Here is a 25,280-nt window from a genome sequence, read left to right as displayed (position 1 = left end):
TTTAATATAGTTTAAGGTTTTTTTTATTTGTTTTATTAATATTGTTGTATTTGTAAAATACTATGTATTTTGTATTTAATTTTATGGTTGGATTTTAGTAGATAGTATATAATAATTTTTGATGATATTAATATTCTATTAGCCTATGAAAGGATAGAAATGAAGAAGTTATTAACAATATTAGGTTCTATTGGTTTAATTGCTACAAGTGGAGTTGCAGTTGTTGCATGTAATACATCTGATAAAACAAAAATGCCTAATGAAAGTAAGGGTGAAGAAAAAGTTGATTTAACAAAAGTTGCTAAGCAAAAAGATTTAGGTTTTATTAGTAAAAAAGACAATGAAATAATTAAAAAGGCTTTTATTAAGCAAAATTCTATTGACGAAAAAAAAGTAACTGTAAGTGTTAAAGGTAATGGAAATGATGTCTCTGCTACTGATTCAGCTAATGACACAACTACAAATACAAGTAATGGTAGTTTAAACGATAGTGCTGTTATTGAATTAAAAGCTACAAATAATGGTAATGAAACAAAAATAGTAACTGTAATTTTTGAAGTAAATAATAATTTAGAGAAATTAATTCAAGTAAAAAAATTAAAAGGTTTAGCAGATAATAAAGATGATACAATTTTAAAAGCAATTGATAAACTAAATCCTAAATCAAATTTAGATACTTCTAAATTATCAATTGAAAGAAAAGATAAAAAAGTTTTTATAAAGTCATCTGATAGTACTTATACAGGAAATCCTGTTGAAATTGAAATTGAATCAAAAGTAGGAGTTTATGTTGGTCTTTCTCTACTTTCAGTAGCTTTATTAGCTTCTTCAGGATTTATTATTTATAGAAGTTTAAAAAAGAAAAAGAAATAAAATATTAAGACTAAAAGGCGTATAAAAATATACCTTTTTTAATTTTTTTTTAATAAAAAAATAAAAAAAATTTAAAAATTCTTTTCTTATAATAAAGCCTATTCTATAGGCTTTTTATTATACTTATCAACATTAAATAACTTGTTAACGAGCTTTAAAAGGCTTGTTTTTTTTTTTTTTTTTTTGTAAAAATAAAAATAAGATTTGAAGCAACCAAGAATACAAAACATAAACTATAAATAAAATGTAGTCTAGTTGGGTTTCAAATCTGCATCTGCATATATTAGTACAAAGGAAGATATGGTAGGAAATGTTTTTGAAAAACTACGTGCTAATGTGAAAATGAAAAGTGATAAATATAGTATAGTAGTTGATAATTTTTATAAAAAGTTTAAAGATATAGAAATTGGTCCGTTTTCATTTAATATTGAAAAAGGGAAAATTACTGCTTTATTAGGAAGTAGTGGATCTGGTAAAAGTGTATTTATTAACTCACTACTAGGAACAAGTATTAATTATCAAGGAAACATTTTTATTAACCAAAAAGAAAGAAAAGATAGCGATTCAATCCAAAATAATTCTGATATTGGATTTTATTCACAAATGGACTTTTCTTTGTACTCAATCTCAGCTTATGATTTTTTATACAATATGTGCTATGTTATGGGTTTAGAACAAAAACTAGTTAAAACCAGACTAGAATATTGATTGAAAAAATTTGACTTATGAGAATATAAAGATAAACCTTTAAAAAGCTTTTCATGAGGGATGAAAAATCGTGTTAACTTAATTTTATGTTTTATAAAAGAACCTAGAATTTTAGTATGCGATGAACCTGGAGCTAACTTAGATTCTCATTGAAGAAATCAAATTTATAAAATCTTAGATGAATTTAGAAGAAAATCAAATAGTACAATAATTTTAACTGTTCATAATATAGATGAAGTTTATGATATTATAGAAAACTTTGTAATTTTAGAAAAAGGTAAATTACTATTTTGTGGTACTAAACAAGAACTAAATTTGTATAAAAAAATAAAGATTACATTCGAAAATAATATATTACTAGATGAAGTAGAAAAAATTTTAAATCAAAATGATATTTTAACTTTTAATCTAGATAGTGATTCTAATTCTTTAGTAATCGGTTTAAAAGAACATCAAGTTTTTAGTGATGCTTTAAATATTTTAGAAAAAAACAATTTTCAAATAAAAAGTATTGCCAGTTTATCTATTAATATTGATGCAATTAAAAAAGCTTTAGAAGATAAGATCACTAAACATCAACCTAAATATCAACCAGCTAAATATCAACCAGATATTAATTTAAACTCTAATTTTAACCAATCAATTAGTTTTGATAAAACTTTAAATAATTCAAATATAACCAATCAGCGTGATTCAGCTTCTGAACAATTAGAAGTTGAGATATTGGATAATAACAATAATAATAACAATAATAATATTCAATCAGTTAATTTAATTAATAATTTATTGCAAAAAACATTTTTAAATATGTTTAATGAAATCAATAATTTAAAACAACAAGTTAATCAAAGCAATCTAGATAACTATGAATTTTTTGTAGATGAACTAAAAGCTCAAATTAATAGTGTTAGTGAAATTAAAAAAGATTTTTTAGACAAAATAGATCAACTAAATACTGATCAAAGTAGTGTTTTAGATTTAAAAGATTTTATTAGTAAACAAACTAATAAAATTAATCACACACTTTATAAAGAAATTAAAAATATGAATAATCCTTGTAAAACTAAACTAAAAAATCATTTTAATTCTTTTAAAAGTAGTTCACCTTTAAATGATCAATTTGATCAATTAAAAGATCAAATTTCTTATTTAAAATCTCAAATTCATCAAAATAACTCTAATGATGTTAATCAGTTTTTAAAAAATGAAGAATTTAATAGACTAAAGTCTGATATTTTATCTCAAAAACAAGAACTAGAAGAATTTAAAAAAGAGCTTTATTTTGAAAAAATGCTTAATGAAAAACTAGAAAGTTTTGATAGTAAACTAAAACAAAAAGAAAGTATTTTAGAATTAGAAAGACTAAAACAAGAAATTAAAGATGAACAAAATAAATTACGTGAAATGTTACTTTTAGAAAAACTGGTTAATAACTAATAAAACGAATTTTAACTTATTAGGTTTATAGGAGCATATTTAATTTATGCAAAAACTCTCTAATAATTCTAAAATAAACAATTCTACTAATTCTAAACTAATTAAATATAAAAGAATTCCCTTTAGAAAATTAATCAGATTTTGTTTAAAAAATCTAATAAAGGAACGTTTGTTTTGCATCTTAAACTTTTCTAATATTCTTATATCGTTTTTAATAGGTGTTCTTTTAGCTTTTGTTAAAACAGGACAAAATAGAGTGATTATCTTCAATTTTTACATACTATTTTTTACTTGCTGTTTATTATTTGTCCTTATTTTAAAAATGATTCAATTTTTCTTTAATAAAAATTTAGAAGATAAGACTGCCTATATTGTTTTAACAAATCAAGTTAGTAGAAATAAATTTTTTATCTCACAATATTTTTTAATAATTTTGATTTTAGCAATAAATGTTTTAGTAAGTTTTCTACTTATTAATTTAGCTTATAGTGTTTTTAATAGATTTAAATACGATATTTTTATTTTAAAAATGACATTAGTATATCTTTTGTATAATTTGTTTGCCTCATTTTGTCTAATTAATTTTATAAGTATGTTAATGTTTCTTTTCTCTTTACAAACTACAACTATAATTTGTACTTTATTACTTAGTTTATGTTTTGTAGCAAATATACCGATGTCATTTGTCAGAGCTAATGAAAAAAGTTATAGTATTAAAGTTTTAACACAAAATAATAACCATGAAGATTTTAAGTTAAATGATGTTTATGATACTTATACATTAAATAAAAATATATTAGAGTATAAGATTAAATATCCTTATTTATCTAAATATATTTATCAATATTTTTTAAAGAATAAATTTTTAAAAGATGATTTTTCTTCTAAAAGCAATATTGATTTAAGAATTAAAATGTGAGATGAGCTAGGTCTAATCAATCATGAAAAAATAATGATTAATGAAAAGAACTTAAAGTTATTTTCAAAACCTTTTGGAAATAGTAAAGTTCCTAGTTCATGGAATAGGAATGATTTATTAGATTTAAAACTAATTTTGAAAAACACATTTATTACAAATAATCAACTAAAAGAATTAATCAAAAAAACTACTGATAAAAATAAAAAAAATATTTTACTTGATTTTTTAAATTTTTCTATTGAAATTAATAATTATTTTGAAGATAGCTTACAAGTTAATAACTATGAATTACTTTATGATTTCTTGTTTTTAGATAATTTAAAAAATAGTAACTATTTAATAAAATCAAATGATTTAAAATCTGTTAAATATGAACTAAATAATAAAGATATTCGAAATATTTATGAATATGAACTTTTAGGTGATGCTGGTGATGGTTTTAAATTCTCTAATTCAAAAAGTCTAGTAAATGAATTAAATTTCAATCTAATGTATGTAGCTAGAATATTAGAAAACTATTTTATTAAATATTCTAGCAACTATATTATCCTTTCTACTTCTCGTGTTTTAACAGATCAATTAGATTGATCTAGTTATATTAAAACTAGAACTAAAATGAAGTATTTTTCATATCTTAATTTGTATAACGGATTATGAGTTTTTTATACTAGTAATTTAGGTTTTTATTACAAAGATATTTGATTTACTCCAACTTCAGATTCATTTATTGAACTAGAAAATCAAAAAAACTTATTTTTAGGTTATTTAGAATATGACCTAAAGCTTTTAGAAAATAATTCTATAAGTAAAAATACAACTAGTAATTACACTAAACCGCAAATATACTTAATTACTTTAATTGTAATTAATGTTTTAAGTTTTTTAATAACTTTTTATAAATTTAAAAAAAAGGATTTTTAAAAGAATTTTTTTTTAAAAAATCATAGAAAGGAATACAATGAAAGGTCTATTGAAATTGTTATCGCTTGTTGGTTTTTCAACAGTAGTAACTAGTTCAGTTGTTGCATGTGGAAAAACATCAGATACAAGTTCTGATCAAGATACAGATAAGTCTAAATCAAATGATGAACAAGATAAGTCTAAATCAAATGATGAACAAGATAAGTCTAAATCAAATGATGAACAAGATAAGTCTAAATCAAATGATGAACAAGATAAGTCTAAATCAAATGATGAACAAGATAAGTCTAAATCAAATGATGAACAAGATAAGTCTAAATCAAATGATGAACAAGATAAGTCTAAATCAAATGATGAACAAGATAAGTCTAAATCAAATGATGAACAAGATAAGTCTAAATCAAATGATGAACAAGATAAGTCTAAATCAAATGATGAACAAGATAAGTCTAAATCAAATGATGAACAAGATAAGTCTAAATCAAATGATGAACAAGATAAGTCTAAATCAAATGATGAACAAGATAAGATAAGTCTAAATCAAATGATGAACAAGATAAGTCTAAATCAAATGATGAACAAGATAAGTCTAAATCAAATGATGAACAAGATAAGTCTAAATCAAATGATGAACAAGATAAGTCTAAATCAAATGATGAACAAGATAAGTCTAAATCAAATGATGAACAAGATAAGTCTAAATCAAATGATGAACAAGATAAGTCTAAATCAAATGATGAACAAGATAAGTCTAAATCAAATGATGAACAAGATAAGTCTAAATCAAATGATGAACAAGATAAGTCTAAATCAAATGATGAACAAGATAAGTCTAAATCAAATGATGAACAAGATAAGTCTAAATCAAATGATGAACAAGATAAGTCTAAATCAAATGATGAACAAGATAAGTCTAAATCAAATGATGAACAAGATAAGTCTAAATCAAATGATGAACAAGATAAGTCTAAATCAAATGATGAACAAGATAAGTCTAAATCAAATGATGAACAAGATAAGTCTAAATCAAATGATGAACAAGATAAGTCTAAATCAAATGATGAACAAGATAAGTCTAAATCAAATGATGAACAAGATAAGTCTAAATCAAATGATGAACAAGATAAGTCTAAATCAAATGATGAACAAGATAAGTCTAAATCAAATGATGAACAAGATAAGTCTAAATCAAATGATGAACAAGATAAGTCTAAATCAAATGATGAACAAGATAAGTCTAAATCAAATGATGAACAAGATAAGTCTAAATCAAATGATGAACAAGATAAGTCTAAATCAAATGATGAACAAGATAAGTCTAAATCAAATGATGAACAAGATAAGTCTAAATCAAATGATGAACAAGATAAGTCTAAATCAAATGATGAACAAGATAAGTCTAAATCAAATGATGAACAAGATAAGTCTAAATCAAATGATGAACAAAATTTACAAATAATCGAAACTTAATTCATAGAAGATGAAATTGCATTTAAAAAATTATTAGAGAATAATTTGTCAAAAAACATAAATTAATAGGTTATAAAAAATAGTTTAATTAAAATATCGATTAATTAAAAAGGTTTAAAAAGAAAGGATAACAATGAAAAAGCTACTAAAAGTATTAACAATTGTTGGTTTTTTAGCACTAGCTGCAGCTCCAGTTGTTGCATGTGGAAAAGAAGATGATAAAACATCAGATCAAAATAATAGTAGTAATCAAAATAATAGCTCTAATAATAAGCAAAAAAATGAGTTAATTCAAAAATTTAATAATGAAGTAAGAAATGTTTATAATGGAACAGTAAGACCTTTTATTATTTCTAGAACAGCATTTTTATCAAAAGATTCAGATACTAAAAATTTCTTTTCAAGAGAAAGTCTTTATAAACTTGACAATGAAAAAAATCTAAGAAGAGATAGTGATGGATATTATAATTTCTATGAAAATCTTGTTCAAGAAAGAAAAAATGAGTTTGAAAAAACTTTAAGAACTGTTTTGGATGTTAATTCTGCTGTTAACAAGTTTAAAGAAAAAATATTAAGTTTAGGTGTTGACAAATATCGAACTATATTAGGTGGTTTTAATAATAATAAATGAATTAAAGGAATCAAATTTAGATTAACAGATTCAAAAATGAAGTTTTTTGAAGAAAAAGGTTCATTTGATTCAACTATTCAAGTAGGTTTAGATTTTCAATATCAATATAAAGATAGTGCTGACCAAATAAAAACTGAAACTATTTCAGATGATTTTGTAATTAATATTTCTAGTGAAGAAGCTGTTATTAAGTTAGTAAATGATATTAAAAAATCTTGAGTTGATCTTTTATTATTAGATAGTAACAATTTATTAGAAGTTGATTTTGAAAGATTAAAAAAATTTTTAGCTGAAAATCAAGTATTAACTGCTCAAGACTTGTTGACAACTGCAACTAATAATTACAAGAGTGTAATATCTAAATACAATGAAAGTCTAGCTGAAGATGTTAAAGAAGAAATTTCTAGACATTTTATTAAAAATAGTGAAAATAAAGTAGTTAAAAATTTATTACTTTCATTTAAAGATCAGAATCAAAAAACTGATGTTGAAAAAAATAATACAGAACTTAATATTGGTCCATTAGAAAGAAGTTACTATAATGCTAAAGGTAAAAAAACTGGTACTTTAGAAAAAGGTTCATATGACTTGTTGCATTTATATTTTGGTGAAGTAAAAAATGGGCAAGAAATAAACTTGCTTAACACTAAAACAGGAGATGAGAAATTAGCCAAAGACTTGATTAACCCTTGAGTAGAAAAAATGGCTAATTATAAAACTAAGTTTAAACAAACATTAGCTAATATTGCTAGTGGATTTGTTGATGAAGATAAACTAGATGAGTTTAATAATAAATTAGAAAAAGATAATGTTTTAAAAAATTTATTTAAATCATCTACTTCTATTGAAAGTTTTGATCTAAAAGGCTTACAGTTAAAACTAGAAAATGGATATGTACATGATTTAGGTAATATTTCGTTTAGTTATTTTGTAGAACTTGATAAAAAAGATAAAGAGTTGAATTTTGAAAATTTAGAAAATTTAACAAGTGAAGGTTATAAAAAGTCTGCTGTATTTGATGCATATTATAAAGGAATTGAAGTAATGCTAGATAAATTCCATAAGTTTTATGGAATTCAAAAGGCAAACCCAGACTTTGAAAGTTCAGAACCTAGCTATCCACTAAAAAGACTATTGTTTAATATGACAGGTAAACCAAGCAGTTTAAAAGATAGTGAAAATAGTGATTTTAATATTTGAGATGAATGAGAAAAATATTTAAGTCAAACTGAAAATAATAGAGTAGATGATTGAACTAGTTTTTATAGCTTAGATTTTAATGCTGATGTTAAAAAAGTTAAAGAAGAACACTTGATTTCTAATATGTTAGGAATTAAAAATTTTAAAGTTTTTCAAGATCAAGAACAACAACATCGATATGAACAAGAAATTTATTATGTAAATGAAAGTTATCAAAGGGACTATGAGCAAAGTAAATTACATGTAACTTTTCCTAAGGGTATTGTAACTAGAGGAAGACGTAATACTCATTTAGAATTTGGACTTTTAACAGATTTATTAAATTTTAAACTTAAAGTAGCAGAAGGCTTTACTTACTATACTCTTGGTGCTGTTACAATAATAGGTAAACTAGATGACCAAAATGATGAACAAGATAAGTCTAAATCAAATGATGAACAAGATAAGTCTAAATCAAATGATGAACAAGATAAGTCTAAATCAAATGGATCAACTGAACCTAAACAACCAGAAAATCAAAAATAAAATAAAGAACTAATTTTAAAAATAACTAAAGAATTTAATTTAAAAGGAGGTTAATTAAATGAATCCTTTATTAGAAAAAAAAGTTACTGAAACTCTAAAAAAAGTAAAAGCAATTGTTTTAGATGCTCAAGATAATGTTAATGAACTACAAAACATTTTTAATAATCAATTAAAAAAACTTACTAAGTATTATGTTGAATCTTCAAGTAATTCAAATTCATATCAAGAAACTAAGTCAACAACTTATTATTTAGCTTATTATGATAAAAGATCTAAAAGATTTAAAGAAGCTGAATTAAATACAAGTGAATTAAATGAAGATCAAAATGGTGATGTTCAACCAGTTGATACACCAAATATTGAATATTTAGATGGATACAAGAATGTTGCAAACTTACAATCTGGACTAAAAACAAAATTTGTTATTGAAAAAATTAGTGAAATTTTAAATGCTATTTATAATGGTGTTGAAACATATTTAAAAGATAATTTAGAAAAAAGTTTAAAACTTAATTATTATGAATATGAACTTTCAAAAATTAATAATGAAGAATTTGTTAATTTACTAGCAAAAAATGATCTTAAGTTTGTAGATTGAAATAATCAATCACTTGAAGAAAAACTAAATCAAATCAAAGATTCTCTAATTGAAAAAAATAATCAAATCATTGGTTTGAATAAGAGAATAAGTGAATTAGATAATATGAATGTCTTCATTAATAAACAAATTGATAATATTGATGATCAAGTTAAGAGATAATTTTAATATAATAGCAAATACTCCTTAAAGGAGTATTTTTTTATAATTTTTAATAAAAAAAGATTACTTAGTTAAAAAAGTAATCTATGTCAAATGTTATTATTTTAAGCTTGACCTAATCCTTTTTCTTTTCACTCAGCTAATATTTGATCTTTTTGTCCTTTAGCTAAACGATCTTTATATTCTTCAAATCTTGACTTGCATTCTTCAAGTTCTTCTAAAGCTTCATCTAAAGTTCCTCAACCATTAATTTTAACTACTTTATTTTGTAAAGCTTTATATTGTAAGAAAAAGTTTTCAATTTCATCTCTGTAGTGTTTTGGTACGTCATTTAGTGTTTGATATTCTTTAAATCTTGGATCATCATTAAACACTCCAAATAATTTAGTATCAACTTCTCCAGCATCAACCATTTTAATTGAACCTAAAATTCTAACATTAACTTCAACTCCTGGTAATGTTGGGTATGTACATAGTGAAATTACATCTAATGGATCTCCATCTCAATCTAGTGTGTTTTCAATCATTCCATATTCACCTGGATAAAAGTTAGCTCCATATAAAACACGATCTAGTTTAATTCTTTTTGTTTTTTCATCAACTTCATATTTGTTAGATGAACCTTTTGGTATTTCAACTACCATACTAATTACATTATTTTTCATATTAAAACCTCGCTTTTTTGATTATTTATTATTTATTTTATAATAAATATTTTTTAAATAATAGTAACTTTATTTATTTATAAATTTTATAAATAAGATATTATTGATATAATATTATATATATAAAAAAGAAAGGAGAAAGGCTTATATGAAGAAGAACGAATCATTAAAAGAACAATTAAATGATGTAGTATGTAATGTTGATAATGATTTAGATATGCACAAAGAACTTGATAGTAAAGATCATAAAAAAATAGATCATTATCATGGAAAACATCATTTTGATAAATTTGGAAATCACGATGATATTCAAAATTATAATTTTGAATTAAGAACTGTTTTTTTATTTAGTAGAAAAAAATTGCTATTTAAAATTGTTTTAACTGGATTTTTTTTAGCTTTAACTGCTTCAGTTAGTGCAATTGATATATTATTAGAGTCAATCAAAATTCCTGTAAGTGATCAAGTATGAATTCAATCTAGATTTTTAGATATTTTAGTTGTTTGTATTTCAATAGCTACTTTAGGTCCGATCTTTGCTAGTTTATTAGGATTTTTAACTCCAATTTTACATAACTTTATTCATGGTATGGAACATGGTTGAATACAACCACCAATTGAAGCTATAACAAATGTTTTTATTGTTTGAATTGTTTTTCTTGTATTTAATGTGATTTTTAATAACTCACCAATTCATCATGATACAAATAAAAATGTTGCTAGATTTAAAAGATGAACCCCACTACCAATTATGATTGTTTTAGTTTCTTTTGTTTCCACTCTAGGATTTATTTTAGCTTTATATATAGATTCAAATATAAATTCTAATCACTTGTTATCAAATCAAATTAGTTTTTATCATGCTGGTCATGATCATGATCACATTCATGATGAACATATGCTAAGTTTTACAAATATTAATACTTTTATTATAATAGCTATTTTTGGATGAAATATCTTAAGATATGGTATTGCTTTATTATTATTTATTCTAGTTGAATGAAAAATGAGACCAATTAATCATAGATACAAATAAAAATGCCTAGGCATTTTTTTATGTTTAAATAGGTTTATTATAAAATATAAGTTAGTAATAGGTGTTTTATGAGTAAAGATTATACTTCTAGAAATCAGTTATTTAGTAAAGAAATTGACTTAGTTAATCAACAAATTAAAAAAGCTAAAAACTTAGGTGATTATAGTAAATTTATTAATAATAGCTTAAATGTTTTAAATAAATTAGATAATAAATATTTTAATAAAGTTTTTAACAATATTTATGATGAATTTGATAAAGGTGGTTTTTATTTAGCAAAAACTAGAATTAACCAAACTATTAATCAAGAACTTTTAAATAATATTCACAAACAAATTAGTTTATTAAAAAAAATAAGTACTAATGAATTAGTTGATTTAAAAAAATATTCAGATTTTATAGTTTTAGATGAGCAAAAATTTCATTTTAGCAATTTATTAAAAATGACTAAAGATATTAATTCATATAAAAAAACAACTAGTGAAAAGTTTGAAAAACTTGATGTTATAAATAATGATTTTACTAATTTAACTAAACTTATTATTAATCAAAATGATTTAAATTCTATAAAAGAAATTAATGAAATCAAGCAAGTACAAATTACTGATTTAATTAAAAAAACTAAAAAAGAAAATTTAAAAAAAATTGCAGAATTAGAAAGAAAAAAACAAATGTATCAAATTAAAAAGAATTGATTTTTAATTTGAATTTCTATTTTTATTAGTGTGATGATTTTTTCTTTATTATTATTTATTGTATTATAGGAGATAGTATGGAAAAACTGATTATAGCTGTTGATGGTACTAGTAGTAGTGGAAAATCTGTAATTTTTAAAAAAGTTGCTAGAATTTTAAATTATCAGTTTGTTGATACTGGATTAATGTATCGAGCTTTTACTTGATATTGTTTATTTAAAAATATTGATATTAATAATCAAGATCAAATTATCAAATTATTAGATAGTTTTGATTATAAAATTAGTGATGAACAAATATTTGTAAATAATATAAATGTTACTAACAAACTAATAAGTAGTGAAATTTTAAATGTAATTAATAAAATTACAATAATTCCACAAATTAGAAATTATATGGTAAAAGCTCAACAACAAATGGTTAAAAATAAAGGTTATATACTAGTTGGTAGAGATATTACAAGTGTAGTTTTACCTAATGCAGATTTAAAAATTTATTTAGATTGTGATATTGAAATCAGAGCAAAAAGAAGATTTGAACAAAATGTAGAAAACAAAATTTTAGGTAAATCATTTAAACAAATTTATCAAGATTTAATTAAAAGAGATCAAGTTGATAAAACAAGAAAAATAGGACCTTTAGTTTTAGTAAGTGATGCTTGATATATAGATAATTCTTATTTAACTATAGATCAAGTTGTAGATATTGTAGTTAATAAAGTTCATCAATTAGAAAGTCAAAAATAATGAAAAAGAAAATTGTAGCAATTGTTGGAAAGCCAAATGTTGGTAAATCAAGTTTATTTAATAGAATTATTAAAGAAAAAAAATCTATAGTTGATAATAAACCAGGAGTTACAAGAGATAGAATTTATAGTAATGCTGAATGATTAACTAGAGAATTTATTTTAGTTGATACTGGTGGAATTAGTATTGATCAACAATTGTTTTCAAATGAAATTCAAATACAAACTCAAATTGCTATTGAACAAGCTGATGTTATTATTTTTGTTGTTGATTTTTTAAATAGATTAGATAAAGATGACAAAATGATTGCTAAAATTTTACACAAATCTAAAAAATCAGTAATTTTAGCAATTAATAAATATGATAAAAAAACTATTGATGATCATAACTATGAATTTATGAATTTAGGATTTAGTGATTTATATTTTATTTCTTCAACTCATGGAATTGGGATTGGTGATCTATTAGATAAAGTGATTTCTTATATTTCTAAAAATGATGTAGATTTAAAAGATGATTCAACTAAAATAGCAATTATTGGAAGACCAAATGTTGGTAAATCAAGTTTAGTAAATTCTTTAGTTAATGAAAACAGAATGATAGTTAGTGAAATTGAAGGAACTACTTTAGATGCTGTTGATATTAGTTTTTCTTATAATAGAAATAAATATACAGTAATTGATACAGCAGGAATTAGAAAAAAATCTAAACTAGGTCAAACTGTTGAAAAATATAGTTATTTAAGATCATTATCTGCAATTACTAATAGTGATATTGTTTTATTAATGATTGATGCAACAAAACCAATAACAGATCAAGATACTAATATTGGTGGATTAATTTATGATGAAAAAAAACCTGTAATTATTGTTGTAAATAAATGAGATCTAGTTAAAAATAAACAAGAACAAATTCTAAAAAAAGAAGAAGAAATTAGAGCATATTTTAAATATATTTCTTATGCAAAAATTATTTTTATTTCAGCACTTGATAAAACTAGAGTTACTAAAATTTTAGATTTAGTTGCAGATATTAAACAAAGTTTATCAGTTAAAGTTAAAACGTATGTGTTAAATGAGGTTTTAAATAAAGCTCAACTAATTAATCCAGCTCCTGAATTTAACGGAAATAGATTAAAAATTTATTATGCTAGTCAAGTTCAAGCTTACATTCCAACATTTGTTTTATTTTGTAATCACCCAAATTATTTACACTTTTCATATAAAAGGTTTTTAGAAAATCAAATTAGATTTAGCTTTGGATTTGATAGCATTCCTATTAATTTAATTTTTAGAGAAAGAAAATAATATGAAAAAAAATATCACTATTATTGGATCTAATGCTTATAGTATTGCTTTAGCTAATATTCTAGCTGATAATCATCATAATGTAATTATTTATTCTGAAAATGAATTAGATGTTAATAATATTAATTTTAATCATAGTTATAATATTTCAACTCAATTAAAAATTAATAATAAAATTGTTGCTACAACTGATTTAGTTGCTAGTTTAGAAAATGTTGAAATTTTAATTTTAACTAGTTTAAATAAACAACTACTTTCAACTATTAATCAAATTAAAAAGTATTTAAAAAATGAAATTATTTTAATTAGTACTATTGAAGGTTTTGATGAGAATAATTTAGATTTATTATCAAATTTAATTATTAATCAATTTAATAAAACTAACTTATTAAAAGAATTTGTTTGTTTATATGGACCAAATAATCCTAGTCAAATTATTTTAAAAAAACCAACAACAGCTATGATCATTTCAAAAAACTTAAGTATTTGCAAACAGTTAGTTAAAATATTTTCAAATGAATATTTTTTATGTTATTCAAATAATGATTTGATTACAAGTGAATTAGTAGTTTATTTTAAAGATTTAATTAATCTTTCACTAGGTATTTTAGAAGGTCTTGGTGCTGAAAGTAATACTAAAGCTTCATTAATTACTATTGTTATTAATTTAATTTATCAAATAGCTAAAAACTATAATGCTAAATTAGAAACTTTTTTTAATTTTGCTACTTTAGCTACTTTAATAGAAAATATTTTAAATAAAAATAATAAATATTTTTTGTTAGGAATTGATATTGTTAAGTTAAAAAATATTACAAAAGCACTTGAAAAAAATAATTTAACAATAGATCAAATTCAAGTTGTTAGAATTGCTTATCTACTATGTGATAAATATGAAATTCATAATGAATTTATTAACACACTATATAGAATTTTATATAATAATATTAGACCAATAGCGCTTTTAAACCATTCATTTAAAGGTGTTTGACTGGTTTAAGTTGAAAAGTAGAAAAGAGAAGTAATTTAATATGACTAAAAAAGAATTAATTGAAGAAATCATTATTAATGAGAATATTTCTAAAGTTGATGCTGAAAAAGTTGTTAATAGAATCTTTCAAACAATTTCAAAACATTTAATTGAAGGAAAAGAAGTATCAGTTGCAGGATTTGGAAAATTTGTTATTTCTGAAAGATCATCTAGAGAAGGAGTTAACCCATCAACTGGTGAAAAAATAATTATTCCAGCTTCTAGATCAGCGAGATTTAAACCAGCTAAACAACTTAAAGAATCATTAATGTAATAATTATAAAAAGGTTGCTAAGCAACCTTTTTATTAACATTTATAAAGGAAAATTTTATGATTTTTGAATTATTAGAAAAAGGAATTGTTTCTAAAAAAAAGTTATTATTAGAATATTATAAAAGACTAAATTTAACTGATAATCAAGCTTTAATTATTTTAATGATAATGTATTTAAACGATCAAACTAGAAAAATGACAACTCCTAATTTATTAGCTAATTATTTAAATTTATCTAGTGTTGAAATTGAAAATGAATTAGAATTATTAGCTGAAAAAGATTTAATTGAAATTAAAACAGATTTTATTGATTTTTCTAATTTGTTTAAAAAAATTACCCTACTTGTTAATGATTCTTTTTTAATAAAGCAATATAATCAATTTTTTATTAATTTTGAAAAGAATTTATTATTTGTTTTAACTAAAGATGAAAAACTAAAAATTATTAAGCTTTTACAAACAAATATTAAAGAAGAACAGTTATTACAAATTACTAATAAGAAAAAAATTTCTGATTTTAATTTTTTATTAAAAGAAATTGAAAAATATTTAAATTCAAATCAACTTATTTTATTTGATTGATTAAATGATTAAAGTGTTTAAGATAATCTAGTTTTAATTTATTTGTTAAAAATAATTCTTGACAATTTTTAGTTATTCAACTTCTAGGAATTGTTTTTTTATTATTTTTAATATATTCTATTAGTTTATTATAAGAAATAATATAAAAATCATTGTATTTTGAAAAATACAAAATAATAAATGCTAATCCTTTATTTTTACTAACTAAATTAAGTTTTTGTTGTTGATTTTTTCTAATAGCATTAAAATTAAACTCATCTTTTGATGTTTCTTTAGCATCAAATTCAAAATATAAACCATTATAAACTCCAATATAATCACAATTAAAATTATCTTTAAAAGTAGCGTTTGTAATGACTTTATTATTGATATTAATTAGATTAATATTTGTTGGAATTTTACTAACTACACATAAATTTTCATCTAGATATTTTTGATTAGTAATGTTTAAAATTGTTTCTAAATATTGACCTTTATTTTTTAATGGGTGCATATTTCCTCCTTATTATAGTATTAGAAAAAGATGTTATAATAATTATCAAAAAGGAGTCATATATGAAAAAGTTATCAGTTAACCAGATTCAAAATAAGAAATTTAACATAGCTTATAAAGGTTATAAAATTGAAGAGGTAAACGACTTTTTAGATGAAATTATTAAAGACTATGTTGTTTTAGAAAATCAGATTGCTAGTTTAAATGAACAATTAGATTTAGTTAATCAAAAATTAACAAAACTTAGTGCTGATAAGCAAAAAGTTGAAAATGAACTAGAACAATATGCTAAAAAGAATTGAAAACTAGTTAAAGATAACTTAAATGATATAGATCTCATTAAAAGAATAGCAAGAATTGAAAAAAAATTAGTTGGATATGAAGAAAAATTAAATAAAATTGATGAAATTTATAAATTATTAATAAGTAAATCAAGATAGAAATGATCAACCAAAATTTCTATCTTTTTTTTATTTATTTTTTAGTTTTGTTAGATTTTTATCTCAAAATTATTAATTTACTATAATAAAAGTGGTATTAAAAATCAACTTAATACATATTTAGTAATAAGAAAAATAATTTATAAAAGGCTATAAAGATGAAAAAAATATTAACATTATTTAGCTCATTAGCAATGATTAGTACTACTGGTTTTTTAGTAGTAGCATGTAATAATACAAATAATAATCCTGTTAAATCAGAAGTTATTATCAATAACAAACAAGCTGTTATTGATTTATGAAATAAAGAATTTAAAAACAAATTAGATAGTGCTAAAAATACTAGCTTAATTGTTGAAATGCTTAAAGAAAAATTACCAAAACAAGTTAGTGATTCTATTGATTTAAATGGTAGTTTGTATGAAAATACTGTTGAAAAATTAACTAAAGATGAAAATAATAAATTAAATCAAAAAGTTAAAGTTTTAGTAAATAAAGATGTTATTAAATTAGAAGTTGGATCTGTTAAATATGGTCAACAATCAATAAAATATAAAACAAAAGACGGAAAGATTGTTGAAAAAAATAAAGACGAATGAGAAAAAATGGTTTGAAAAGATCCATCTAAAAAAAGACAAAAACAAGAAATAAGTGACATTGATGAAGTTATTCAAATGGGTTATTATGATGATGAAGGTGATAATTATTTAAAACCTAACGGAATAAATATTAATTACGTACAAGCGTTTGAAATGCCAACAAATATTTCTAAAATAAGCGCACTTTTACCAAGAGAAGTTAATAGTTTAAGTAAAGTATTTAATCGAATCACATCTACAAATGTTAATGGTATTGAAAAATGAGATGTTTCTAGAGTTTGTCAAATGAGTTTCTTATTTGATGGTGCTAAAAACTTTAATCATGATATTTCAAATTGAGATGTAAAAATTTTAAGAGATTCTAATTCAATGTTTGCTGATAATGCTAAATTTAATCAAAATTTAGGAAAATGAAAACCATATAATTTAGCATTTGCTAGAAAAATGTTTGCTAGAGCAAAAGTATTTAATCAAGATCTAAGTTCATGACAAACTTCTCATGTTTATAATATGGAACAAATGTTTGATGGAGCAGAAAAATTTAATTCTAATTTAGACAAGTGAGATACCTCTCATGTTCAAACAATGAAATCAATGTTTTCTGGTGCAAAAATGTTTAATGGAAACATTTCGTCTTGAAACACTTCAAAAGTTGAAGACATGACATCAATGTTTAGAAAAACTGGAGAGTTTAATCAAGATATTTCAAAATGAAAAACTAATAGTGTAAAGAAAATGAATTATATGTTTTCTGAAGCAAAAATGTTTAATCAAGATATTTCAAAATGAGATGTTTCTAACGTAGATGAAATGAACTTTATGTTTAATAAAGCCTCTAGTTTTGATCAAAATCTAAGTGAATGAAAGGTTAAAGAAAAAGTAAAACACAGTAGTTTTGCAACTGGCTCAAAAATAGAAAGTCAATCTTCAAAATTACCTAAATTTAAAGATTCAAGTTCATCCACTCCAACTCCAACTCTAACTTCTACTCCTGCATCAACTCCAACATCAGCTAAATCTAAAATGAAATAAAATAATTTAATATAATTTTTATTAAAGTTCAAATAAATTTATTTGAACTTTTTATTTTCTATAATGAGATTTTTTTTAAAATAGTATTGAGAATTAATTTGTATGAAAAAAATATTAATATTTTTAAATTCACTATTAGTAATTAGTTTAACTAGTTTAGTTATTTCTTGTTATCAACTTGATACACAAACTCTAGAAATGTTAAGTACAAAAATCAAAGATGAACTAAATGAAGTTGATTTAAAAATTACTAATTTACAAAAAGAAAATAATAGTTTAGAATCTCAATTACAAGAATTAAAAAATATAGAAAAAATAAGTTATAAGTTTGAACCTTTTACTAGGTTATATGATAAAGCTAATGGTTATAGATATAAAACAAGTAAAATAAACTTACCTATTAAAAATCAATACTTTAAAACAAAAATCCAATTGAATAAATTTAAAAATAATCAACAAGTCAAAGTACTTTTAAATGACATTCAAATTAAAGAAAATCAAATTTTAAATCAAGAAAAAATAAATTATCAACTAAAACAAAATATTGAAAATACAAAAGAAGATTTATCTAAGTTTTGAGGTTATGGAATTAATCCAGTCTATAACAAAAATAAGTTAGTAAAAATTGGATATTTTCTAACTAAAGATTTTGAAATTCAAATAGAAAAAATTAAACCTAAAACAAATCAAGTACCAGATCATTTACCTAAAGAAATCACTTCTTTAAAATTAGCATTTCAACAAAATATAAATTCAAAAATTAAAGGTATAGAAAATTGAAAAACAGATAATATTAAAAATATGAGTGAAATGTTTGAAAAGGCTAAAAACTTTAACCAAGATATATCAAATTGAAATACTTCTAATGTAATTAAATTTAATTCAATGTTTAACGAAGCTGAACAATTTAATCAGAATCTAAGTAGTTGAAAAACTAATAATGCAATCAATATGGATTCAATGTTTGTTGATGCTAAAAATTTTAATAATAATAATCAAAAACTAGTGTGAAATACTAAAAATGTAATTAATATGAGATCAATGTTTTTAGGTGCTAGTATGTTTAATCAAGACATTTCAAAATGAGATGTGTCTAATGTAACTGATATGAGTAATATGTTTTTTAGAGCAACTTCATTTAATCAAAATATTTCAAATTGAAATGTTTTAAATGTAACTAATATGAGTAAAATGTTTTTTAATGCATCTAGTTTTGAGCAAGATTTAAGTAAATGAAAAATTAACAAAAATGTTGTTTTTGATGATTTTGCTCTTAGATCTAAAATAGATAATGATAATAAAAAACTTCCTAACTTTAATAATTAAAAATTAAATTTTATAAATTATTAATAAATAAACTAAGATTGTTTATCTAGTGTTTTGTTTGATTTATGTTGTAAAATTAATAAGAGATTTTATTGGTCAATCGCTGTATTTGAAAAAGAATATAGAGGAAACTCCACGCTTACACAATCTGTGATGATTGTAGTGTTTATGCTAAATGAAAAAATAAATTTAGGCAGTAATTAATTACTGACGGCATAACTAACCTAAGGCTTTGCTATGGTAATGTTATAAAGTGCCACAGAGACGAATAAAGAGAAATCTTGAAATGGAACGCGGTAAACCCCATAAGTAAGAAACTCAAATTTTGGTAGAGGAATCTGATTAAGAGAATAAGAATCAAAATCAGAAGTTATTATTAACTAGATAGATGATTGACGCTAAAAAGTACAAAATGTGGGTTATAGATAAAATCTCATCATTTTTTTTAATAGATTGTGGTGATTTTATGAGTTTAAAAAAAATAGTTAAATTATTAATTAAAGCTAATTTAACAATTTCAACTTGTGAATCATTTACTGGTGGATTATTTAGTAATTTAATTACTAATATTAAAAATAGTTCAAAAATATTTTATGGGTCATTTGTTTGTTATCAAACTATGTTTAAAGAAAATATTTTAAATATAGATAAACAAGTTATTAAAAAAGATGGTGTTATTTCTTTTGAGTGTGCAAAAGAAATGCTTATAAAAACTTATGAACTAACAAAAACAAATATTGTAGTTAGTTTTACTGGTAATGCTGGTCCTAATAGTATGGAAAATAAACCTGTAGGTTTAGCTTATATTGGTGTTTTTTATAATAATGATATTAAAGTTTTTGAATTTAAACCTAAATTTGTAGTATCTAGAAAGTTCTTTAAAAAAAGAGCTATTAAATTTATTGTAAAAAAAATTAAGCAAATGGTTCTTTTTTAATTTTTTTTCTAATACAAATATGAAAGGAAAAAAAGAGCTATGAGTACAGAAATACAAAAAATAGAAGATAATAATTTAAAAGAATCACAAATGTGAAATTCAAAAGAACTAAAAGAAGCTATTAAAGAAATTGAAAAAATGTTTGGTAAAGGTTCTATTATGGTTCTTGGTCAAAGTGATAATTTAAATGTTGAAACTTTTTCATCAGGTTCACTTTTATTAGATAATGCTTTAGGAATTGGTGGTTATCCTAAAGGAAGAATTATTGAAATTTATGGTCCTGAATCATCTGGAAAAACCACTTTATCACTACATGCTATTTGTGAAATTCAAAAATTAGGAGGAATTGCTGCTTTTATTGATGCAGAACATTCATTAGATCCAAAATATTGTCATAATTTAGGTATTGATACTAACAAATTATTAGTTAGTCAACCAGATAATGGTGAGCAAGCATTAGATATTTTAGAAATGTTAATTAATTCAAATAGTATTGATTTAATTATTGTTGATTCAGTAGCTGCTTTAGTACCAAAAACTGAATTAGAAGGTGAAATGAGTGATCAGTCAATTGGACTACAAGCAAGAATGATGTCAAAAGCTTTAAGAAAGTTAAATGGTTTAATTGCAAAATCTAATACAACTGTGATTTTTATTAATCAATTAAGAGAAAAAATTGGAGTTATTTTTGGAAATCCAGAAACTACAACAGGTGGTAAAGCTTTAAAGTTTTTTTCATCAATTAGACTAGAAGTTAGAAAATCAGAAAATATTCTTTCAAACTCAGAAATTATTGGTAATAAAATTAAAATAAAAATTGTTAAAAATAAAACTGCTATTCCTTTTAAAACTGCAACCATATCACTTTTATATAATAAAGGTATTGATAAAATTGGTGAATTAGTTGATTTATTAGTAAGTTATGAAATTGTTGAAAAATCTGGTGTTTGATATTCTTATCAAAATGAAAAAATAGGACAAGGAAAAACTAGTGTTATTCAGTGATTAAATGCTGATGAAAATAGAACTAATGAATTAATACAACAAGTTAAAAAAATAATAGAACAAAAAGAATAATTTAAAGCACCAATGTGCTTTTTTGTTTGTAATTATTGTCAAAATTTCATTGCTTAGCTATTGTCAAAAATTTCTTTATTTTTTAAATGTTATAATAAATTAGTATTTAAAATTAATTGTAACTTTTAAGCAGAAAGAAAATAGATAACATGAATGATGACATAATTATATTACTCTCAGTTTTTTGTGGTATATTTTTTATTTGCTTTATTATTTGTAGTTCTATTGCTTTGTATTTATGAAAATCTAAATCAAGAAAACGTCTTGTTGAACAATATACAAAAGAAGCTAAGCAAGCAAAAAAACAAATTTTAGCTAATGGATATAAAGAAATTAGTGAAGCAAAGATGCTTTTTTTAAAAAGAAGTGAATTAGAAAAAAACGAATTAGATAGAGTAAAAGAACAATTAGAACTAAGAAGTAATGATTTAAAAAGAAATCAAGAAATAGTTGAATCTAAATCACAAAGATTAGATGCTAGTTTATTAGATCTAGAAAAAAGAAAATTTTTATTAGATAAAAAAGAAGAATATTTAATCAAGATTTTAGAAGATGCTTCTGGTTTAACTAAATCCCAAGCAAAAGAATTATTAATAAAACAAGTAAAAAATAAATCAGAAAAAGAACTTATTTCTATTTTAAAAAATGCTGAATTACAAGCACATAGTAGTTCTAAAATGATTGCTAATAATATTATAATTTCAGCAATGGAAAGAATTAAAGTAGAACTTACAAGTCAAAGAACAACTAATATTGTTAAATTACCATCTGATGATCTTAAGGGTCGTATTATTGGTAAAGACGGTAGAAATATGAAAGCTTTTGAACAAATTGGTGGAGTTGATATTGTTGTTGATGAAACACCAAACACTGTTGTAGTTTCTTCTTTTAATCCAATTAGAAGAGAAATAGCAACAAGAACATTAGAACAGTTAATTATTGATGGTAGAATCCAACCAATTAAAATTGAAAATGAATTAAAAAAACAAGAACAAGAATTAGAGTATATAATTCAAGAAACTGGCTTAAGTACTATTAAAGAGTTAAATATTAATGATATTGATATTGAATTAGTTAAATTAATTGGTAAATTAAAGTTTAGAACTAGTTATGGGCAAAATGTCTTAGCTCATTCTATTGAAGTTGCTAAACTATCTGGAGCTATTGCTTCTGAGTTAGGTTTAGATGTTGAAAAAGCAATTAGAGCAGGATTATTACATGATATTGGTAAAGCTATAGATTTTGAAAAGCAAGGTAGTCACGTTGTATTAGGTGCAGAAATTGCTAAAAAATATAATGAAGATCCAATTATTATAAATTGCATTGAATCTCATCATGAAGATAAAGAAAAAGAAAGTGAAATAGCTGCTATTGTTGCTATTGCTGATTCTATTTCAGCTTCTAGACCTGGAGCTAGATATAATGCAATTGATGAATTTATTTTAAGAATGACTGAAATTGAAAAGATTGGTAATTCCATTCCAGGAGTTGCTAAAACATATGCATTACAATCTGGTCGTCAAATTAGATTAATAGTTGATCCATTAGTTGCTTCTGATTTAGATCTAGCAATGATTTTAGAAAAAATGAAAGAAGAAATAAAAAATAAAGTAATTATTCCTGGTGAAATAACAATAACAGTAATAAGAGAAAGAAAAGAAACTGATGTTTTAAAATAAAATAGATTTTAGTTGGAAAAGGAGTTAATATGGGATTTGGTGATTTTTTATCAAAAAGAATGCAAAAAAGCATTGAAAAAAATATGAAGAATTCTACTTTAAATGAAGAAAACATTAAAGAAACATTAAAAGAAATTAGATTATCTTTACTAGAAGCAGATGTTAATATTGAAGCAACTAAAGAAATTATTAATAATGTAAAACAAAAAGCTTTAGGTGGGTATATATTTGAAGGTGTTAATGCTCATCAACAAATGATTAAAATTGTTCATGAAGAATTAGTTAATATTTTAGGAAAAGAAAATGCATCTTTAGAATTAAATAAAAAACCAAGTGTTGTTATGATGGTTGGATTACAAGGAAGTGGTAAAACTACTACTGCTAATAAACTTGCTTATTTATTAAATAAAAAAAATAAGAAAAAAGTTTTATTAGTTGGTTTAGATATTTATAGACCAGGAGCTATTGAACAACTAATTCAACTTGGACAAAAAACAAATACACAAGTATTTGAAAAAGGAAAACAAGATCCTATTTTAACTGCACAAGAAGCTTTAGAATATGCACAAAAAAATAATTTTGATGTTGTAATTTTAGATACAGCAGGAAGATTACAAGTTGATCAAGTTTTAATGACTGAATTAGACAATTTAAAGAAAAAAACATCGCCAAGTGAAATTTTATTAGTTGTTGATGGAATGAGTGGTCAAGAAATTATTAATGTTACAAATGAGTTTAACAGTAAGTTAAAACTATCTGGAGTTGTTGTTACTAAATTAGATGGAGATGCTAGAGGTGGAGCTACTTTATCTATTAGTTATTTAACTAAACTACCTATTAAGTTTATCGGTGAAGGTGAAGGATATAATGCTTTAGCTGCTTTTTATCCAAAAAGAATGGCTGATAGATTAATGGGAATGGGTGATATTGAAACTTTATTTGAAAAAGCTGTAGAAAATATTGATGAACGTTCTATTCAAAAAACTATGAATCGAATGTTTTTAGGTCAATTTGATTTAGAAGATTTAAGAAATCAGTTAGCTCAAATTGCAAAAATGGGTAGTTTAAATAAGTTGATGAAAATGTTACCTATTAATAAAGTAAGTGAAACACAAATTCAAGATGCTCAAAGAAAATTAGCTGTATTTTCAATTTTAATGGATTCAATGACTTTAAAAGAAAGACGTGATCCAAGAGTTTTAAAAGCAATAAGTAGAAAAAATAGAATTATTAAAGGATCAGGAAGAACTGAAAAAGAATTTAATGAGTTAATAAACTCTTTTGAAAAAGGTAAAAAACAAGTTTTAGAAATAACTAAAATGATTAAAAGTGGAAGAATGCCAAATCTTTCTAAAGGCGGATTTAAATTTTAAAATTTATGAAAATCAAAATACTTTGTTTTGGTAAATTAGATAAAAAATTTTATATTGATGCTTTTAATGATTATTTTAAAAGATTAAAAAAATATGTAGATTTAGAAATTATTGAACTAAAAGAAGAAGTTAATGGTGAGTTAAATAAAATTAAAGATGAAAATTCTAACTTATTATTAAAAAAACTACAAAATTATAAAGATTTTGAAAAAGTAGTTCTTGATGTTAACTCAAGATTAATTTCAACTGAAAATTTAGTTGAAATTATAAAAACAAATCTAAATTATAAATCAGCAAAAATCTTATTTATTATAGGTCCTAGTGATGGATATTCAAAAAGTTTTTTAAATTCTTTTACCAATAAGTTTTCACTAGCTAAAATTACACTTCCACATCAGTTATGTAGAATTGTTTTAATAGAACAAATTTATAGAGTTTTTAAAATTATTAATAATGAAAAATATCACAAATAATTTTTAGGTGTTAAGTACAATTACTTGACACCTTTTTTTAAAATTGTTATTATTATTAAGGTTTTAAAAATA

23 protein-coding genes and 1 other RNA gene are annotated in these 25,280 nt (G+C 22.5%); 22 read left to right on the top strand and 2 right to left on the bottom strand.

Going from position 1 to position 25,280, the window contains the following annotated elements; genetic code table 4:
* Window positions 1-159 precede the first annotated feature (159 nt).
* The 6 genes from V2P32_RS03190 (at window position 160) to V2P32_RS03165 (ending at window position 9,444) form a co-directional block, all read left to right on the top strand.
* On the top strand, window positions 160-873 hold the full coding sequence (locus V2P32_RS03190; protein WP_434343283.1) for a lipoprotein: 714 nt from the start codon (window positions 160-162) through the stop codon (window positions 871-873).
* Between the two features lie 300 nt (window positions 874-1,173).
* Complete coding sequence (locus V2P32_RS03185; RefSeq protein ID WP_434343282.1) at window positions 1,174-3,018, top strand: ATP-binding cassette domain-containing protein; 1,845 nt, start codon at window positions 1,174-1,176, stop codon at window positions 3,016-3,018.
* Window positions 3,019-3,694: 676 nt separating this feature from the next.
* Window positions 3,695-4,858 carry a hypothetical protein gene (locus tag V2P32_RS03180; protein ID WP_434343281.1) on the top strand — a complete coding sequence of 388 codons (1,164 nt, stop codon included), beginning with the start codon at window positions 3,695-3,697 and terminating at the stop codon, window positions 4,856-4,858.
* A gap of 37 nt (window positions 4,859-4,895) precedes the next feature.
* On the top strand, window positions 4,896-6,317 hold the full coding sequence (locus V2P32_RS03175; RefSeq protein ID WP_434343280.1) for a hypothetical protein: 1,422 nt from the start codon (window positions 4,896-4,898) through the stop codon (window positions 6,315-6,317).
* A gap of 144 nt (window positions 6,318-6,461) precedes the next feature.
* Window positions 6,462-8,684, top strand: a complete 2,223-nt coding sequence (locus V2P32_RS03170; protein ID WP_434343279.1) for a hypothetical protein — start codon at window positions 6,462-6,464, stop codon at window positions 8,682-8,684.
* Window positions 8,685-8,742: 58 nt separating this feature from the next.
* Window positions 8,743-9,444: a hypothetical protein gene (locus V2P32_RS03165; protein WP_434343278.1), complete on the top strand. Its 702-nt coding sequence runs from the start codon at window positions 8,743-8,745 to the stop codon at window positions 9,442-9,444.
* Window positions 9,445-9,548: 104 nt separating this feature from the next.
* Here the strand turns inward: V2P32_RS03165 and V2P32_RS03160 are convergent, their stop codons facing one another.
* Window positions 9,549-10,109 carry an inorganic diphosphatase gene (locus tag V2P32_RS03160; RefSeq protein WP_011166592.1) on the bottom strand — a complete coding sequence of 187 codons (561 nt, stop codon included), beginning with the start codon at window positions 10,107-10,109 and terminating at the stop codon, window positions 9,549-9,551.
* A gap of 148 nt (window positions 10,110-10,257) precedes the next feature.
* Between V2P32_RS03160 and V2P32_RS03155 the strand changes: the two genes are divergently transcribed.
* The 7 genes from V2P32_RS03155 (at window position 10,258) to V2P32_RS03125 (ending at window position 15,791) form a co-directional block, all read left to right on the top strand.
* Window positions 10,258-11,145, top strand: coding sequence for an ECF transporter S component (locus V2P32_RS03155; RefSeq protein WP_434343277.1), 888 nt, complete (start codon window positions 10,258-10,260; stop codon window positions 11,143-11,145).
* Between the two features lie 68 nt (window positions 11,146-11,213).
* Window positions 11,214-11,909 carry a hypothetical protein gene (locus tag V2P32_RS03150; protein WP_434343276.1) on the top strand — a complete coding sequence of 232 codons (696 nt, stop codon included), beginning with the start codon at window positions 11,214-11,216 and terminating at the stop codon, window positions 11,907-11,909.
* An 8-nt stretch (window positions 11,910-11,917) separates the two neighbouring features.
* Window positions 11,918-12,586 (top strand): (d)CMP kinase, encoded by a 669-nt coding sequence (cmk, locus tag V2P32_RS03145; protein ID WP_011166595.1) that lies wholly within the window; start codon window positions 11,918-11,920, stop codon window positions 12,584-12,586.
* Window positions 12,586-13,893: a ribosome biogenesis GTPase Der gene (gene der, locus V2P32_RS03140; RefSeq protein WP_434343275.1), complete on the top strand. Its 1,308-nt coding sequence runs from the start codon at window positions 12,586-12,588 to the stop codon at window positions 13,891-13,893. Before cmk ends, der begins: the two co-directional genes overlap by 1 nt.
* A gap of 1 nt (window position 13,894) precedes the next feature.
* A complete protein-coding gene (locus V2P32_RS03135) occupies window positions 13,895-14,893 on the top strand; it encodes a glycerol-3-phosphate dehydrogenase (protein ID WP_434343274.1) in 999 nt (332 codons plus the stop codon).
* A 31-nt stretch (window positions 14,894-14,924) separates the two neighbouring features.
* Window positions 14,925-15,197, top strand: a complete 273-nt coding sequence (locus V2P32_RS03130) for an HU family DNA-binding protein (RefSeq protein ID WP_011166598.1) — start codon at window positions 14,925-14,927, stop codon at window positions 15,195-15,197.
* Window positions 15,198-15,254: 57 nt separating this feature from the next.
* Window positions 15,255-15,791 carry a DnaD family protein gene (locus V2P32_RS03125; RefSeq protein WP_434343273.1) on the top strand — a complete coding sequence of 179 codons (537 nt, stop codon included), beginning with the start codon at window positions 15,255-15,257 and terminating at the stop codon, window positions 15,789-15,791.
* Here V2P32_RS03125 and V2P32_RS03120 read toward each other — a convergent pair.
* Window positions 15,763-16,272 carry a Holliday junction resolvase RecU gene (locus V2P32_RS03120; RefSeq protein ID WP_434343272.1) on the bottom strand — a complete coding sequence of 170 codons (510 nt, stop codon included), beginning with the start codon at window positions 16,270-16,272 and terminating at the stop codon, window positions 15,763-15,765. The two genes, V2P32_RS03125 and V2P32_RS03120, sit on opposite strands and share 29 nt — an antisense overlap.
* A gap of 62 nt (window positions 16,273-16,334) precedes the next feature.
* On the opposite strand from V2P32_RS03120, the gene V2P32_RS03115 reads away from it, so the two are divergent.
* The 9 genes from V2P32_RS03115 (at window position 16,335) to V2P32_RS03075 (ending at window position 25,208) form a co-directional block, all read left to right on the top strand.
* Window positions 16,335-16,712 carry a DivIVA domain-containing protein gene (locus V2P32_RS03115; protein WP_434343271.1) on the top strand — a complete coding sequence of 126 codons (378 nt, stop codon included), beginning with the start codon at window positions 16,335-16,337 and terminating at the stop codon, window positions 16,710-16,712.
* Between the two features lie 158 nt (window positions 16,713-16,870).
* On the top strand, window positions 16,871-18,343 hold the full coding sequence (locus V2P32_RS03110) for a BspA family leucine-rich repeat surface protein (protein ID WP_434343270.1): 1,473 nt from the start codon (window positions 16,871-16,873) through the stop codon (window positions 18,341-18,343).
* Window positions 18,344-18,445: 102 nt separating this feature from the next.
* Complete coding sequence (locus V2P32_RS03105; RefSeq protein ID WP_434343269.1) at window positions 18,446-19,669, top strand: BspA family leucine-rich repeat surface protein; 1,224 nt, start codon at window positions 18,446-18,448, stop codon at window positions 19,667-19,669.
* Window positions 19,670-19,757: 88 nt separating this feature from the next.
* Window positions 19,758-20,096, top strand: an RNA gene (rnpB, locus tag V2P32_RS03100) — RNase P RNA component class B.
* 39 nt (window positions 20,097-20,135) lie between these two features.
* Window positions 20,136-20,606 carry a CinA family protein gene (locus V2P32_RS03095; protein ID WP_015545303.1) on the top strand — a complete coding sequence of 157 codons (471 nt, stop codon included), beginning with the start codon at window positions 20,136-20,138 and terminating at the stop codon, window positions 20,604-20,606.
* Window positions 20,607-20,645: 39 nt separating this feature from the next.
* Window positions 20,646-21,683: a recombinase RecA gene (recA, locus tag V2P32_RS03090; protein WP_434343268.1), complete on the top strand. Its 1,038-nt coding sequence runs from the start codon at window positions 20,646-20,648 to the stop codon at window positions 21,681-21,683.
* Between the two features lie 149 nt (window positions 21,684-21,832).
* Window positions 21,833-23,362 carry a ribonuclease Y gene (gene rny / locus V2P32_RS03085; RefSeq protein ID WP_434343267.1) on the top strand — a complete coding sequence of 510 codons (1,530 nt, stop codon included), beginning with the start codon at window positions 21,833-21,835 and terminating at the stop codon, window positions 23,360-23,362.
* Window positions 23,363-23,391: 29 nt separating this feature from the next.
* Window positions 23,392-24,735, top strand: a complete 1,344-nt coding sequence (gene ffh / locus V2P32_RS03080) for a signal recognition particle protein (protein WP_434343266.1) — start codon at window positions 23,392-23,394, stop codon at window positions 24,733-24,735.
* A 5-nt stretch (window positions 24,736-24,740) separates the two neighbouring features.
* Window positions 24,741-25,208 (top strand): 23S rRNA (pseudouridine(1915)-N(3))-methyltransferase RlmH, encoded by a 468-nt coding sequence (locus V2P32_RS03075; RefSeq protein ID WP_011166608.1) that lies wholly within the window; start codon window positions 24,741-24,743, stop codon window positions 25,206-25,208.
* Window positions 25,209-25,280: the final 72 nt, after the last annotated feature.

Origin of the sequence: Mycoplasma sp. 06067-C1-B144P-99-0482-3, assembly GCF_051053925.1 — a bacterium.
Lineage (GTDB): Bacteria > Bacillota_I > Bacilli_A > Mycoplasmatales > Mycoplasmataceae > Mycoplasma > Mycoplasma leachii.
The sequence above is the reverse complement of the archived record's forward strand: the minus strand, read 5'-3'. Positions and strand labels throughout refer to the sequence as shown.